This window comes from Nonlabens ulvanivorans, assembly GCF_032922765.1.
GTDB classification, from domain to species: Bacteria; Bacteroidota; Bacteroidia; order Flavobacteriales; family Flavobacteriaceae; genus Nonlabens; species Nonlabens ulvanivorans.
Window position 1 is genome coordinate 577,314 of sequence record NZ_CP136694.1, and the last position, 14,301, is coordinate 591,614.

Below are 14,301 nucleotides of genomic sequence, written 5' to 3' on the forward strand. Positions count from 1 at the left end.
TAAGACGATTTTAAAGTACATAGTCTTCAAATAATTCCTCTAATGTTTTTTCAGGGTCATCGGTTAGACCTGGATGTGTTTTAGAACTTTGAATAATCGTACTCCTACAAGCAGATAGCCATCTGAAACGATCAGATAGTTCCATAGCTCCTATTTTACCACCTGATAAACTTCCATCACAAACTAATTTCCACGCCTTAAGGTAATCTTCAAAAACTGTAATGTTGGCATCTGGATCAAAAGCTTTTAATTTATCTAAATCAATGTGATATTTAATACCTACGTATTTTTTGCGCTTGCAAAACATTATTACACCTACATTAAAAAACTCTTCTCTTTCAACTCTAGGAACTATTCTTATAACAGCGTATTCAAATGTAAATCTACCTTGCATCTATAGCTTCTTTAATAAGTGCATCAATTTTAGATAAACGCGTCTTTAAAAATAAAGTGTAGGCATTTTTAATCTCTAGACCAGTCATCTCGTCTGTTTCACTTGTCAACCAGTCTGCGGGAATACTTGAGATTATATCTGTAATCTTCTCTAGACTCAGTGATTTTTTAATAATTGCAGCAGCTTCTTCTAGTTTAGTTGCTTTAGATAATAAAACATGATCCTTAATTAATGGAAAAGTTCTTGTTAAATGACTTTCCCAGGTGCTCCAGTCATGATGAAAGTAAAAGCTTGCGCCATTATCAATGATCCATAATTCTTTATTCCAGTGCAATAAATTAGTGTTTTTTGCAGTGCGGTCTATATTACTAATAATACTATCCAGGAGCACCACCTTTGAGGCAGTAAGAGCATCTACTTCACTTACTAATGGATCGTAAGTTATAGAGCCAGTTAAAAAATGTAATCCTAAATTTAAACCAACGCTAAATTTAAGTAGGTCTTGTATCTCTTCATCTGGTTCTGTTTTACTGAAAGAGTCATCTAGATTCATGAACACGATTTCAGGTACGTTAAGACCTACAGAGCGAGCCATTTCTCCTCCTATAAATTCAGAAATTAGAGCTTTTTTTCCTTGTCCAGCACCTCTGAATTTTATGACATAGAGAAAGCCATCATCTGCTTTAACGATGGCTGGTAGTGAGCCGCCTTCTCTTAAAGGTTGTACATATCGTACTACATCTACGGTACGAATTTCAATTTTATTCATAAATCTAATTTACTAAAAAAGCGTCTGATACAGGCTTTTTTCATCGTACAGTTTATTTTTTACTCTTACGAGAATTGCGTCTACCACGTCGGGTACTTTTACGGCTATAAACTATGTCAATAAATTTAAGTAAAGGCAATAATAGGATAGGAGTAAATCTAGAGAGGATTACAAACTTTAAAGAAACGATTATCGCTAGTAACCATATGAAACTCGCTGCTAGATCTCTAGACTTAATCCATTGTAGGGTGATCTTTTCTTTAGGATTATTTAATAAGCCATCTTTCTGAATCCTATATACCATTAAATATTTGAACAAGCTGAGTGCTATTATATTCGCAGAATACACCATAAATGGTTCGTTTATATAAAATGTTTTGCAATAGAAAGCTGTTGTAAACGGCATTAATACTACCATAAACAATAGCATGATATTGATCCACAGAACCGATGTAGTATAATGTTTAATATGCTTAGAAATATTCATGTGACTAACCCAATAAACGGCTATCACAATAAAACTAACTGTATATCCTATAAAGTTAGGAATCAGTTGGGAAATATTAAAAGCAAAGGTTTTGGTCTGTATCGCTTGATAACTAGGAACTGCGAGGTCCAATACAAGCAATGTCATGGCTATAGCAAATACGGCATCAGTGAAGTTGTTAACTCTGGTTTTGTCGTAGGTAAGATTCATTTAGTAAATATATAAGATTTTAATAATTACGCTTTCGCGAAAGCATAAACTAAAATCCTATCCTAATACTTCATTGAGTAATGCCGCTAGTCGTACTCCACCTTTCTGCAATTGTCCTTTAAGGACATCAAAATAATCGTACATATACCTGTAACCCAGTTTTTGCCCTACAGTAGTATTTGCATAAATATCTTTTACCACTATGCGACTATCTTCTAACCAGTCTCTATGGGTACCACTAGCAATAGTTTTGCGTTCTTTTTTGGAAAGTTGTGGCATATTCATCGCTAGTTCACTATAGGACATCCCATAACTTTCAATCATTTGTGTATCCCAGACGCGATGCAAATTTGTTCCATCTTTATACCATCGTACTTGAAAATCGTTGCCGCCTTTATCTTCACTTATTCCTGTGTGTAATGGCTGGTGTAGATCACCTATAAAATGAACTAATAGACGCAGCTGAAAAGCTTTTTCTTCCTTAGTGGCAGTATCTGACTTTAAGGTAGCGATGCAGTGGTCTATGGCCTGTATAATATCACCTTTTTCACTATGTGGATGTGTGTCATACGTTTTGTCAAATGGTACATTTACATAATGCTGTGGCCCATAGGCTCTATATAGCGTATCGCTCTTAATATCGTCTGCATAAGTAGATACTAAGGCAAGGGATTCTCCATCTAGTAACTGGGCAATCGCTTTACGAGCTTTTTTATTGAGGTATTGCTCTGCAATCGCACCAGTAGCGCGATGACCTGTTTTTCCCCAATCGTCTGCTTGTGCAGTAAAAGCTACTAGAAATACTAAGAAAGTGATGATAAAACGCATGAATCTATTTTTGTGGCAAGTTACTATCGCCTTGATTTAATAATGTTAGGTATTTATTAATTATTCCTCATCTGGCGTAAAACATTTTGACAACATTTGATAGATGTCTGGATGTTTGCGTTTCATTAATTTGGGTCTCGAGAAAAAATACTCTGCTGCAACCGCAAAAAACTCTATCTGACTACTACCACCATAATGACGTATATCTGATTTATCTTTATTAATGCGCTCCATTTCTTCATGCATTAAGTTAATCCAAGGTATGACGTATGATTGTTCTAATAAAGCATGAGGTATACCATCAATAGTACCATCCATTTTATCAATAAGGTGTACAAACTCGTGTATAGCGGTATTTAATTTATCGGTTTCATTTTTAAAACCATGGTAAAGTGCTTCTTTAGAAAGTATCATTTTATGATTCCATTTACCAGTTCCTACCATACCAAAAATGCGTCTTCCATTTCCATGACCTTCAAATTCTAGATCTTCATTAAAATGTTCTGGTAAAAGAATAACTGTTTTTAAGTTACTATAATGCCAGTCTGGAAATTCAAAAACAGGAATGATTGCGCTTGCCGCTATTAATAAAGCATCTGTCTCTGTAGGTTCTGTTTCTATAGTTTCAATCTCAATCTCATCTAAGAAAGCCTGCATGCGCAGTTTAAAAAACAATCGTTCTCGAGGCTCGAGTTTTTCAAAAAAGTTGACATGTTCTAATAATATTTCGTCCCAATGATCTGTGGATGGAGCTGGTGACTTTTTACGGAAAAGATTAAAAATGGGCATGCAAGAAATGTATTATAAAAGCTAAATATAATAGCCGAAGAGTGATTTTTTACAATTGAGTTGTGTTTTTCTACAATTGGGTTATTATGACTTTATATAAAGAGAAGACTGCTTCATATTTGTGCTGTTCTAAACGAATAAAGTATTTTTAGAATTACAAACAGAAAGTATGTCATTTAAGAAATTCATAAAATTTATAATCGCAGGTATAGTTATCTCTATTGTCATTAATTTAATTAATGCATACATGAGAGGTGGCTTTTTAACCATCGTAAAAGAAATAGAAGGTTTTGGTATCAACTTTATGTTTTCTATCGTATTAACAGTGGGAAATCAATGGTGGTTTGATTTAATGACCAAAAAGTATTCTTGGAAAGAACATACTTTAAAACGTATTGTTCTTGGTGCAGCAGGATCAGTAATCATTACTATGGTTTTATTAACCATACTTAACTTTTTTACTTATGTGGTCATCTATGGAGGTAGTTGGGATAGCTTTGTGAGTAATCAGTCTATAGATTGGTATTTGTTTGGGTTATTTATTACCCTAGTGATGACACTTATCTATCATGCTATTTACTTCTATAGATTGTCTCAAACTCAAAAAGTAAATGAACAAAAAGTTATTGCAAGATCTGCAACCGCACAATTTGACGCTTTAAAAAATCAGTTAGATCCTCACTTTTTATTTAACAGTTTAAATGTGCTCGTCTCTTTAATTGAAGAAAACCCTAAAGCGGCTACAAAATTTACGACATCGCTTTCTAAAGTATATCGGTACGTACTAGAACAACGTAATAAGGAATTAGTAACTGTAGATGAAGAATTGAGTTTTGCTAGGGCTTATGTAGGTTTACTTAAAACCCGATTTGAGGATAGTATAGAAATAGATATTCCACAAAAAAGCTCAAATCCAGAGATGAAGGTAGTACCATTATCCTTACAGTTACTGCTAGAGAATGCCGTAAAGCACAATGTCGTAAGTGATAGTAAACCGTTAAGGTTGCGCATTTATGAAGATAATAATCAATTGATTATTGAAAATAATTTACAGAAAAAGCAAGTAGCTACTACTAGTAGTGGTGTAGGACTACAAAATATAGCGTCTAGGTATCAATTACTGACTAAACGTAAAATGAGCATCGCACAAGATGATGAGTTTTTCAGAGTACAAATTCCTATTCTAATTAAATCACAAGATGTATTAACCGCAAATATAGAAGACATGACACCAGTAGAAGACATAAAATTAATCAAAGCAAAAGAACGAGTGGCCAGCATTAAAGAGTTTTACGATGATGTTGTTAAGACAGTAGGTATTTTACTTTTTCTAGCCGCTATCAATTACTTTACATCAGACTTTCCATGGGTGATATTCCCTGCGATAGGTATGAGTATAGGGTTAGTATTTCAATACTTGCGCACTTATGAAAACAATGCGTTTCTAGGTAAAGGCTGGGAAGATCGTAAAATCGAAGAATTAATGAACGATAAAAACTTTTAAGATGAAAAAAGAAGAAACATATCAAGAACGTTACACAAGAGCAAAGGCTCGAGTTGAAGAGATTAGATCATTTTATAACCACTTATTAATCTATATCATAGTTAATATAGGCATCGCTTCACTCAATTATTATCAAAATGAATGGGAATATGCATGGTTTTTATTTCCATTAGGTGGATGGGGAATAGGTTTACTAGGTCACGCACTAGGCACATTCAGCGCAAATCCATTTACGGGTAAGAATTGGGAACAGCGCAAGATCCAGGAATTAATGGAAAAAGAACGTTTAAATAACTAGTTATGGAATCTAAATTTAACGAGCAAGAAGCACGTGAAAAAGCCCAGAAACGTGTCAAAGATATCAAAGGGTTTTATGATCACCTGATTGTATTTATTATCATTCATTTGTTAATTCTAGCAGCGGTACTTTATTTTAATGGTGATTTAAGGTTCTTTATAACCTTTACATTATTAGGTTGGGGAATTGGACTATTTATTCATGCACTAGTCGTCTTTAAATGGAATCCATTTACAAGTGAAGATTGGGAAAAGCGTAAACTTAAACAGTTTATAGAGGAACAAGAAAAACAATAATGATGAGCGACGAGTTAGAAAAGGCAAAGAGAAAAGTTAGAAATATTAAAGGTCTTTATAACCACTTGATCATTTTTGTGGTGATGAATTTAATATTCCTTGCGGTAGTGCTATACATTGACTTTAGTGTGAACTATTTTATTAACTTCTTTGTTTTACCATGGGGAATGGGCATCTTTATCCAGTGGATGATTGTCTTTAAGTGGAACCCATTTGTAAGTAAAAAATGGGAAAAACGTAAGATTAAAGAATATTTAGATAAAGAAGATTAATATGAAAGCTATAATCATAGAAGACGAAAAACCGTCTGCCAGAAGATTAAATCGCATGTTAGCAGATATCGGTATTACGCCAGAGGTGATGCTACATTCTGTACACGAGTCAGTAGAATATTTATTGAATCATCCTGCACCAGATCTAATTTTCTTAGATATACAATTAAGTGATGGACTGTCTTTTGAAATATTTGATCAGGTGGACATCAATAGTGCTATAATTTTCACCACTGCATATGACGAGTATGCATTACAAGCTTTTAAGCTTAACAGTATTGATTATCTATTAAAACCTATTGATGAGGATGAGTTAAAAGCAGCAGTAGAGCGATTTCAAGTACGCTTCCGCGAAAGCGAGAAAAAACAACACATAGATTTTAATGAAATAGCAAAAATGTTAGGTAACCCTGTAGATCGTGTTTATAAGAAACGATATACTGCTAAAGTGGGTGAACATCTTAAATTGTTTAATACAGATGATGTACAACTTTTTTATTCTGAGAATAAAGGTAGTTATCTAAACTTAGAAAATGGTCGCAACTACCTTATAGATGATAAACTAGAAGCGATAGAGAAAGAACTAGATCCAGCTCAGTTTTTCCGCATATCTCGACAAGCGATAATAAATGTAAATGCAATAGATGATATGATATCTTACACTAACTCGCGCCTCAAGATCAAAATAAATTCTTTTAAGGAGATGGACTTAATAGTAAGTAGAGAACGAGTAAAAGATTTTAAAAACTGGCTAGAGAAATAAATAGTGCTTTAAGTATTTGATTTTAAGCGACTCACTAATAGGTGAGTCGCTTTTTTATGTATTGGGAAGATTGTTTAGACATTAAGAGAGTTTTAACAATAGAATTAAAACTGCATCTAGTAATCCTGCGTAGGTAAGGTATATAACAATTTATAAAACCCAATTAACATGAAAAAAATTGCCCTTTGGTCTAGCCTTGCACTTGCAGTATGTGTAGGAGCGTTTATCGCAGCAGATCACTTAGATGCACCAGCTGTGGCTAATACAACAGCAGACATCGCAGATTTTTACGCCTTTGAAGGTGCAGACGCTAACTCGACAACATTTGTTGTGACATTACCTGCAGCAAATGCATCAGCTCAATTTGATGAGAATGTTCTTATTGAAATTAACATTGATAATACTGGTGTCGATGCAGGTACCACAGGTGTTACAGAAGATTTAGTAATTCAAGCATTGCGTCAAGGTGATAAGATGTATTTCTTTGGTCCTTATGCACCTTCATCAACTGGCCTTAACAGTACGATTGATACTAATGAGCTTGCTGCTAGTGTAGACATAGGATCTATGACTACTGTAGGTGGCGTTAATTATTTTGCTGGATTAAGACAGGATGCATTCTTCTTTGATTTTGAAGCCTTCAATAATGTGATTAGTATGGCACCAGCTACTGGTTTTGGTACTACTGGTAATAACACATTTGCGCCATTGAATGTAAATGCAATAGTTATTGAGGTACCTAATAGTATGTTAGGAACAGCACCTACTCACATCGTTGATCAATTACTTGCCCCTAATGGTCCTGGTTTGCCAGTGGCTTATAACGTATGGGTAGAAACTAAAAGAAGATAAAAACTAACAATTTAAAATTTACAAAAATGAAAATATTTAAATATTTAATAGCTCTTACCGCTGTTGCTGCACTTACAGTATCATGTGGTGATGATGATGATATAGTAGGAGGTAACCCAGCAACGACAGACTTTTCTGGAACTTTTACACAACAAGATCAAATGGGTCGTCCAGGAATCAATACTGTTTTTACACCTACAGAAGCTGATGAAAATATGTTTAACGTGACAGTTCCGGCAAATGGAATCGCCATGTTTCAACCTACGTTTCAAGCTCGTATAGAAGCATATTATAATGCATATGGAGCAACTTATGAAAATAATATTCTAGGATTGGATTTACCTACTTTAACTACAGCACTTGCCTTAGACGTGCTACAAGTATCTCCAGATGCGCCTACTTCTTACTTTAGTGCCGCTGGTGTACCATTAACAGGTCGTGCCATTGAAGATGATGTTATCGACGTGTCATTAATATTACTTTTCGGTGGTAATACAGGAGCAAGATTTGATGGTAATAACGGTACTCCTAATCTTGTTTCAGATAATGTTGCACAAGAAGCAGGTACTTCTTCAACAACATTCCCATACCTAACTGCAGCGCAGTTCTAGATCAATTATAATTTATAACTAGGCTTCCCTAAAGCCTAGTTATAATTTTAAGTACAACAACCCCAAATCATGAAAAATCTCATCACTCTTTTATCTTTATTGCTTCTTATTTCTTGTGCCACGGCACCAGATCAAAACCAAGCAATAATTACAGACATTAACGACTTTCAATCCTATCTTGATAGCGATAGAGATGCCCTAGTCGCAACATTAAAATCAAAAACAGCTCCACTAAAATTAGACATTGAGCAAGACTCTACTCGTATTGTACAGATGTCTCGATTAGCAGGATTAAATAATCAATTGTATGACCTAACTGGTGATATCAGCTATTTAGAACAAGCTGTAAGCTTGCGCGAAAACGTACTTAAAAGAACAGCGATAAAACCAGAAAGTGCGCGAAGATCACTCGCACAGATGTACATTAAACAACATCGTTTTAAAGAAGCAGATAGTTTAATGAAAAACGAGGTAGCAAACGAAAAGCAAGATCATCTAGTCAAATTTGATATTGCCATGGAGTTAGGGAATTATGTTGAGGCAGAAGAATTATTAAACACTTTAAGAAACTTAAATGATTATAATTATCTGATTAGAGCGGCAAAGTGGAACGATTATAAAGGCAATCTAGACGATACTATTAGACTAATGGAAAAGGCCATGGAACTTGCTGAAGAAAGTGGTTCAGAAAACCTGATGTTATGGAGTTATTCCAATATTGCAGATTATTATGGGCATCATGGAGATCTCGCTTTGTCTTACAAATACTATTTGAAAACACTCGAGTTAGATCCACAAAATGATTATGCTTTAAAAGGAATATCGTGGATAGCTTATTCTAATGATGATGATACAGCATTAGCAACACAAATTATAAACAAGTTACAATCTCGTCATCATATTCCAGATTATAATCTCATTCTTTCAGAATTTGCATCTTATCAAAATGATGAGAAAAAAGCTCTTGAATTAAGGGAATTATTTTTAAAAGAAACAATTAAGCCTGCATATAGAGGTATGTATAATACCTATAGAATTGAAAATTTATTGGCAGGTACTGAAGCACAGCAAAAATCTGGTCTAGAACTTGCGATTATCGAAGTAGAAAACCGTGCCACTCCAGAAACTTATGATTTGTTAGGATATGCATATCTGGTTAATAAAATGCCTGTAATTGCATTAGAAAATCACAAGCAATTTGTGCAGAATAAAACATTTGAACCTGTAGCACAACTACATCTAGCTCAAATTTTTAAAGAAAATAAATTAGTTGACGTTGCTCAACCTCTTAAGAATGAATTATTAGAGGCACGATATGAATTAGGTCCAGTCACTTATAAAGAAGTAGAACAAATTTGATAATCGTTAAAGAATCATCAACTCATAAGTAAGTAAGTAAGTAAGTAAGTAAGTAAGTAAGTAAGTAAGTAAGTAAGTAAGTAAGTAAGTAAGTAAGTAAATAAATCAGAATGATGATTCACTTTCCTCTCAAATTGTAAAGTCTAGGAAGATGCATGAGTATTTCTAGATGGCTTTGGGGAAAGTCTTTTTGGTTGGTTAGTTGGGATTCCCGATTTGCGTTTGCAGGTCGGGTTTCTGTTTTAGATACCAACTTATATGAAAATTTGTCTTTTATATTTTGGTGTTATTATCGTCACTTCTTTTGTATTTCTATTTTGTAAATTAATGTCAATATTTGATTTAAAGAACATCTCGTTTTCTGTTTTATAGATGATTTGTTCTTGATTCTCGCATTTTTCAAATTCTTTAGTGGTAATTAGTTTTCCTGTGGATAAATTATAATCCATAGTTAACCAATATTCACAAAGCTTAAAATAGTCGCTGGTATAACCTATAAGCTCAAATTCATTATTTTTATATCTATATTTATCGGTATAAGACCATTTCCAACTACTGCCGCCAGAAAAAGCTATCAATAAAGTACCATGATCTATTTCAATTCCGTCAAATGGATCACTCATCATAATGTCTTTCTGATATTTCAAAATTGCATTCTCTGATGAATGCCACATGATCCAAATCCCATCCATATTTCTATAGATTTGAATAAATCTTATATTTCCTGACTCTGATTTTTCAACAGTTTCAAGAACTGAAACTTTTTCATCGATTCCATCGCCATTCAAATCTCCATATGCTCCAGCAATGATTTTATACTTACCTGAGATGGTATTCTTTTCACTTGTTAGATGAAGGCTTAAAATAATTATTGTAATAATGATAATACTTTTCATCATAAAAGGATAATATAAGTTACCATGTTGGTGTATAGGTAACCTTATAAAAATAGAACAAAAAAAACCAGCTCTTTAATAAGAACTGGTTTTAAAATACAATCGATAATAGTATTATCCTTTATCTATTACACCTAATGTGTAAAGTCGTTCTAGGGTAGGAGCATCGGCACCACCAGCTTCCTCTAGAGTAATTCCAAATGCTTGAGTATCATATGCGTTATCTATTCTTAAAAGCTCGTTATAAGATTCTTTTTCTATAGGTAGAGTACCTAAACTAGTAGGCGTTAATGGATCTAGAGTTAAAGACCATAATTGATATACCATATTTTCTGGCACCTCTGGTAAACCTTGAATATCTACATAAGTAACATTTTTCTCATTGTTATAAAAGGCAACGGCGTTACTAGATTCAAAACCAGCCTGACCAGCTAAATTTACTTTAACCGTTTCAGGATCTGATAAAACTTGTAGGGTAGATGCGTATTGCGAATTAATACTTTCTATTTCTATATTCTCAGTTTCTAGAAATTCCTTTTGTTGCTCAATTTGCACTATTTCTTCATTTGCCTCATTATTTGCATTATAGAAATAACCAGAAGCAATTAGTAACAAACCAGCTGCAGCCCATCCTATATAAGTACTCCATGAGCTAGTTGATTTTACTACCTTGTTTTTAGCACCTATAATCGCTTCTAGCTTAGCATAGGTTTCATCGTTATGATCTGGTGCAAGTCCTGCAGCCAGTCGCTGATATGCATTTTCTATACTTATAATTTCTTCCAGTACCTCAGGATGCTGTTTTGAAATTTGTGCGATTTCTTGAGCTCTATTTGCCGGTAATGCACCGCACACATATAATTCAAGATCACCACTGTCTATTAATTCTTTTGTGTCTATCATTCTCCCATTACATTACGTAATTCATTTACACATTTTCTGTGCCTAGTTTTGAGAGTGCCTTCTGGAATATTTAATTCGGCAGCGCCATCTTTAAAAGTAAAGCCTTTAAAGAAAATCAAGTCTATTATTTTAATGCAAGTAGGCTTTAGTTTATTTACCCATTTCATTATACCTAGACTGTCCGTTTGCACTTCCATTTCATCAGTCGCATCCTCTGGGATATTTACGAAATAATCACGACTAAGGTTTTTAAGATTATTCTTATGTGCTTTAGATCTTAGATGATCTATAGCAGCATTACGCGATATATTTAATGCCCATGTAAAAAAGCGTCCTTGCTTTACGTCATATGATGATGAGTTATTCCATATTTTCATGAAAACATCCTGTAAAACTTCTTCAGCAACAGCATCATCTTTAACCACGGCAAATATAATTCCTCGTAAGGCCTCATTATATCTTTCATAAACACGAGAAAAAGCCATTTCGCTTCCTTCTTGCATTTTGAGTATTAGTAAATCGGGTTGATTACTCATAAATAAATATTGTAGAGTTCAAGATGCAAAAAATCCGCGAGTTTCCACGCGGATTTTTAGTTAATTATTTTGAACAGAATTACTCTATAACTCCGCAAGCTACTCTAGCACCAGCAGCTCCACTAGGTTGTGATTCAAAGTCATCTGCAGTAGCATGTACAATAAATGCTTTTCCTAAAACATTGCGTGTATCGTCATCACATCCTATACACCATTTATCAGTGTTAAATGTTAGTGTTGCTCCACCTTCATCATTTGCGATTAGATTACCTATATCTCCCATGTGGTGATCGTGATCGCCCCATTTACCGTGATCTTCTGTTGTTGGATTCCAGTGTCCACCTGCACTTTTACCATCATCACTACTACAATCACCATTTTCATGGATGTGTATAGCGTGTTCACCAGCAGTAAGACCTGTTAATGATACGACCATATTGACCTCTTTTTCGCCTTGAGTTAAAATAATCTTACCAGTTACATCACTACCACTTTTAGAGCCCATCGCTACAATAACCTCTTTACCTATCATTAAAGTATCACCATGATCATGGTCGCCATCATCGTGTGAGTGTCCTCCATCATCATCGCCACCATCGTCATCATAAGACATATCGTCGGTGATATCGTTAACTTGTTCTTTGGTAGATTCTTTACAAGAGTTTAAACCTACTATTAATCCTAGTGCCACAATGGCTAGTGTTATTTTTTTCATGGTTGTTTAATTTTGATTTAAAAATAAGCAACTCTAGTTGATTTTCATCATAAGAGTTTCTCAAATTTGATAGGATTATGATTTCCTATTTTAAGGTTTTCCATAATGTTTAAGGCTATATCAACACGTTTTTGAGAGTCAGTTACTCGATAAACCATAAAGATGATGTTACGTTGTTTACCTGGTAATAGAGATTCAAATATCTCATAAGCTTCATAATCACTTAAAAGAACAGCTTCAAGTTCTTCTGTCATAGGAGCTTGATATTTACTAGTGTCTTCTCGCATGTCAATTTTTAACGAGTCTCCTGCGGTCACTCCTAGTGTTTTTTGATTGGCCTTTGAAAACATCATGTAGATGACGCCATGTTTTTTTGCAATACCTGCATATAGCGTAATTTCTTTGTCGTTTGCTATTACAGTGGCTACAACTCTTTTAATTTTATCTGTAGCTAGTTGTGCTGCGATATCATCAGGTATTAAAATGGCTCCTGTATAACCATTATTACCTATAGACGTTTCAAAGGAAAAGGTCATTAACGTACTAATTTAGTAACTACTTGAGTGTCGCTATGCAAAGTTTTGTGAACTGGACATTTATCTGCTATTTGGAGAAGTCGTTGTAGTTGTTTTTCATCTAGGTCTCCTGTAATTTTAATCTCTCTGGTAAAGGTGTCTATTTTTGCACTTGATTCCTCACAATTCTCACAATCTATCGCATGTTGTTTATCATAATCTACATGACATTCTACATTCTCGATCAACCATTTTTTACGTCTAGCGTACATTTGAATGGTCATGACCGTACAAGCTGCTAATCCACTGGACAAAAGCTCGTATGGATTAGGACCAAAGTCATTACCACCTATACTAGTAGGTTCATCAGCTATAAAATAATGATTACCTGCTCTCATTTGTGTAGTAAATAAGCTATCATTATTTAGACTGGCCACTACATTGTGTCTTGTTGCTAATGTGATATCTTCCTCAATATCAATATACCTAGAGGACCATCCTGCAATGACCTCACCTACATATTTAGAATCTTTCTTATCCATTAATAGATGGTCTGCACCATCTAAGCTAACAAAACTCTTAGGATGAACTGCCGCATGATACAACTTCTCTGCGTGCTCAATACCTACTGTTTGATCTTGTGGAGAGTGCATGATCAGTATAGGTTTACGTAAACTTTTAAGTGTTTGTGTCACCTTTTGTTCATTAAGGTCTTTAAGTAATTGCTCTTTAATTTTAAACGGTCTGCCACTTAATTGTACGGTAGCCTCTCCATTTTCTACGATAGCATCAAGTTGATCACCAAATAAATGTCGAACATGTTTAGTATCACTAGGAGCACCTACCGTAGCTACCGCTTTTATGGAGTCTGCTTTTGCAGAGGCATATATCACAGCAGCACCACCTAGACTATGTCCTACCAGTAGGGAAGGAGCTTTATAATGTTCTTTTAAGTAATCAATTGCCGCCAATAAATCATCAACATTTCCTGAGAAATTGGAGTCGGCAAAATCACCGTCACTATCGCCCAATCCTGTAAAATCAAAACGCAATACACCGAATCCTGCACTAGTCATAGCTCGTGTAATATTCTTTGTGGCACTGAAGTTTTTACTACAAGTAAAACAGTGAGCAAAGACGGCATAACTGTGTGGATGCCTGTCTGCAGGTAATTCTAAACGGCCACTAAGTTCATAACCAGCGGTATTTTTAAAGTTGATTTTCTCAAAGTTCATGCGTTTCTCTATTTATCTCTACAATTTACAACATCACTATATAACACTAACTATGGGCGGGAATTATGC

Annotated in this window: 19 protein-coding genes; 8 read left to right on the forward strand and 11 right to left on the reverse strand. The window is 34.5% G+C overall.

The genetic code is table 11. The features are described from left to right. Positions 1 to 10: 10 nt before the first annotated feature. From R1T42_RS02610 to R1T42_RS02630, 5 genes are read right to left on the reverse strand one after another with little or no spacing between them, the layout of a single operon-like run. Positions 11 to 394, reverse strand: coding sequence for a DUF3037 domain-containing protein (locus tag R1T42_RS02610; protein WP_317291189.1), 384 nt, complete (start codon positions 392 to 394; stop codon positions 11 to 13). Beyond that, entirely contained in the window at positions 384 to 1,163 is a 780-nt protein-coding gene (locus R1T42_RS02615; protein ID WP_317291190.1) for a HipA family kinase, read from the reverse strand. Before R1T42_RS02615 ends, R1T42_RS02610 begins: the two co-directional genes overlap by 11 nt. 52 nt (positions 1,164 to 1,215) lie before the next feature. Then, the gene (locus tag R1T42_RS02620) at positions 1,216 to 1,860 is read right to left on the reverse strand and encodes a TMEM175 family protein (RefSeq protein WP_042248768.1); all 645 of its coding nucleotides are present in this window, start codon (positions 1,858 to 1,860) and stop codon (positions 1,216 to 1,218) included. A gap of 57 nt (positions 1,861 to 1,917) precedes the next feature. Continuing rightward, positions 1,918 to 2,688 carry a S1/P1 nuclease gene (locus tag R1T42_RS02625; RefSeq protein WP_317291191.1) on the reverse strand — a complete coding sequence of 257 codons (771 nt, stop codon included), beginning with the start codon at positions 2,686 to 2,688 and terminating at the stop codon, positions 1,918 to 1,920. A 60-nt stretch (positions 2,689 to 2,748) separates the two neighbouring features. Beyond that, complete coding sequence (locus R1T42_RS02630; protein ID WP_317291192.1) at positions 2,749 to 3,477, reverse strand: M90 family metallopeptidase; 729 nt, start codon at positions 3,475 to 3,477, stop codon at positions 2,749 to 2,751. Between the two features lie 169 nt (positions 3,478 to 3,646). On the opposite strand from R1T42_RS02630, the gene R1T42_RS02635 reads away from it, so the two are divergent. The 8 genes from R1T42_RS02635 (at position 3,647) to R1T42_RS02670 (ending at position 9,432) form a co-directional block, all read left to right on the forward strand. Beyond that, complete coding sequence (locus R1T42_RS02635) at positions 3,647 to 4,981, forward strand: histidine kinase (protein WP_317291193.1); 1,335 nt, start codon at positions 3,647 to 3,649, stop codon at positions 4,979 to 4,981. A 1-nt stretch (position 4,982) separates the two neighbouring features. Further along, positions 4,983 to 5,279, forward strand: a complete 297-nt coding sequence (locus R1T42_RS02640; protein WP_036580854.1) for a 2TM domain-containing protein — start codon at positions 4,983 to 4,985, stop codon at positions 5,277 to 5,279. A gap of 2 nt (positions 5,280 to 5,281) precedes the next feature. Next, entirely contained in the window at positions 5,282 to 5,575 is a 294-nt protein-coding gene (locus tag R1T42_RS02645) for a 2TM domain-containing protein (protein WP_036580851.1), read from the forward strand. Between the two features lie 2 nt (positions 5,576 to 5,577). Beyond that, positions 5,578 to 5,847 (forward strand): 2TM domain-containing protein, encoded by a 270-nt coding sequence (locus R1T42_RS02650; RefSeq protein ID WP_036582023.1) that lies wholly within the window; start codon positions 5,578 to 5,580, stop codon positions 5,845 to 5,847. Between the two features lies 1 nt (position 5,848). Next, positions 5,849 to 6,610: a LytR/AlgR family response regulator transcription factor gene (locus R1T42_RS02655; RefSeq protein ID WP_317291194.1), complete on the forward strand. Its 762-nt coding sequence runs from the start codon at positions 5,849 to 5,851 to the stop codon at positions 6,608 to 6,610. Positions 6,611 to 6,778: 168 nt separating this feature from the next. Further along, entirely contained in the window at positions 6,779 to 7,462 is a 684-nt protein-coding gene (locus R1T42_RS02660) for a DUF4331 family protein (RefSeq protein WP_036580848.1), read from the forward strand. 26 nt (positions 7,463 to 7,488) lie between these two features. Further along, positions 7,489 to 8,073: a DUF4331 family protein gene (locus tag R1T42_RS02665; protein WP_036580845.1), complete on the forward strand. Its 585-nt coding sequence runs from the start codon at positions 7,489 to 7,491 to the stop codon at positions 8,071 to 8,073. Between the two features lie 69 nt (positions 8,074 to 8,142). Further along, entirely contained in the window at positions 8,143 to 9,432 is a 1,290-nt protein-coding gene (locus tag R1T42_RS02670; RefSeq protein ID WP_317291195.1) for a tetratricopeptide repeat protein, read from the forward strand. Positions 9,433 to 9,686: 254 nt separating this feature from the next. On the opposite strand, the gene R1T42_RS02675 is transcribed toward R1T42_RS02670, so the two are convergent. From R1T42_RS02675 to R1T42_RS02700, 6 genes are all read right to left on the reverse strand, one after another. Then, positions 9,687 to 10,328: a hypothetical protein gene (locus R1T42_RS02675; RefSeq protein WP_317291196.1), complete on the reverse strand. Its 642-nt coding sequence runs from the start codon at positions 10,326 to 10,328 to the stop codon at positions 9,687 to 9,689. A 114-nt stretch (positions 10,329 to 10,442) separates the two neighbouring features. After that, positions 10,443 to 11,231 carry an anti-sigma factor gene (locus R1T42_RS02680; protein ID WP_317291197.1) on the reverse strand — a complete coding sequence of 263 codons (789 nt, stop codon included), beginning with the start codon at positions 11,229 to 11,231 and terminating at the stop codon, positions 10,443 to 10,445. Beyond that, positions 11,228 to 11,767 carry an RNA polymerase sigma factor gene (locus R1T42_RS02685; protein ID WP_036580839.1) on the reverse strand — a complete coding sequence of 180 codons (540 nt, stop codon included), beginning with the start codon at positions 11,765 to 11,767 and terminating at the stop codon, positions 11,228 to 11,230. Before R1T42_RS02685 ends, R1T42_RS02680 begins: the two co-directional genes overlap by 4 nt. A gap of 79 nt (positions 11,768 to 11,846) precedes the next feature. Further along, positions 11,847 to 12,482 (reverse strand): superoxide dismutase family protein, encoded by a 636-nt coding sequence (locus R1T42_RS02690; RefSeq protein WP_317291198.1) that lies wholly within the window; start codon positions 12,480 to 12,482, stop codon positions 11,847 to 11,849. Between the two features lie 47 nt (positions 12,483 to 12,529). Continuing rightward, entirely contained in the window at positions 12,530 to 13,018 is a 489-nt protein-coding gene (locus R1T42_RS02695; protein ID WP_042272563.1) for a hypothetical protein, read from the reverse strand. After that, the gene (locus tag R1T42_RS02700) at positions 13,018 to 14,232 is read right to left on the reverse strand and encodes a bifunctional alpha/beta hydrolase/OsmC family protein (protein ID WP_317291199.1); all 1,215 of its coding nucleotides are present in this window, start codon (positions 14,230 to 14,232) and stop codon (positions 13,018 to 13,020) included. Before R1T42_RS02700 ends, R1T42_RS02695 begins: the two co-directional genes overlap by 1 nt. Positions 14,233 to 14,301: the final 69 nt, after the last annotated feature.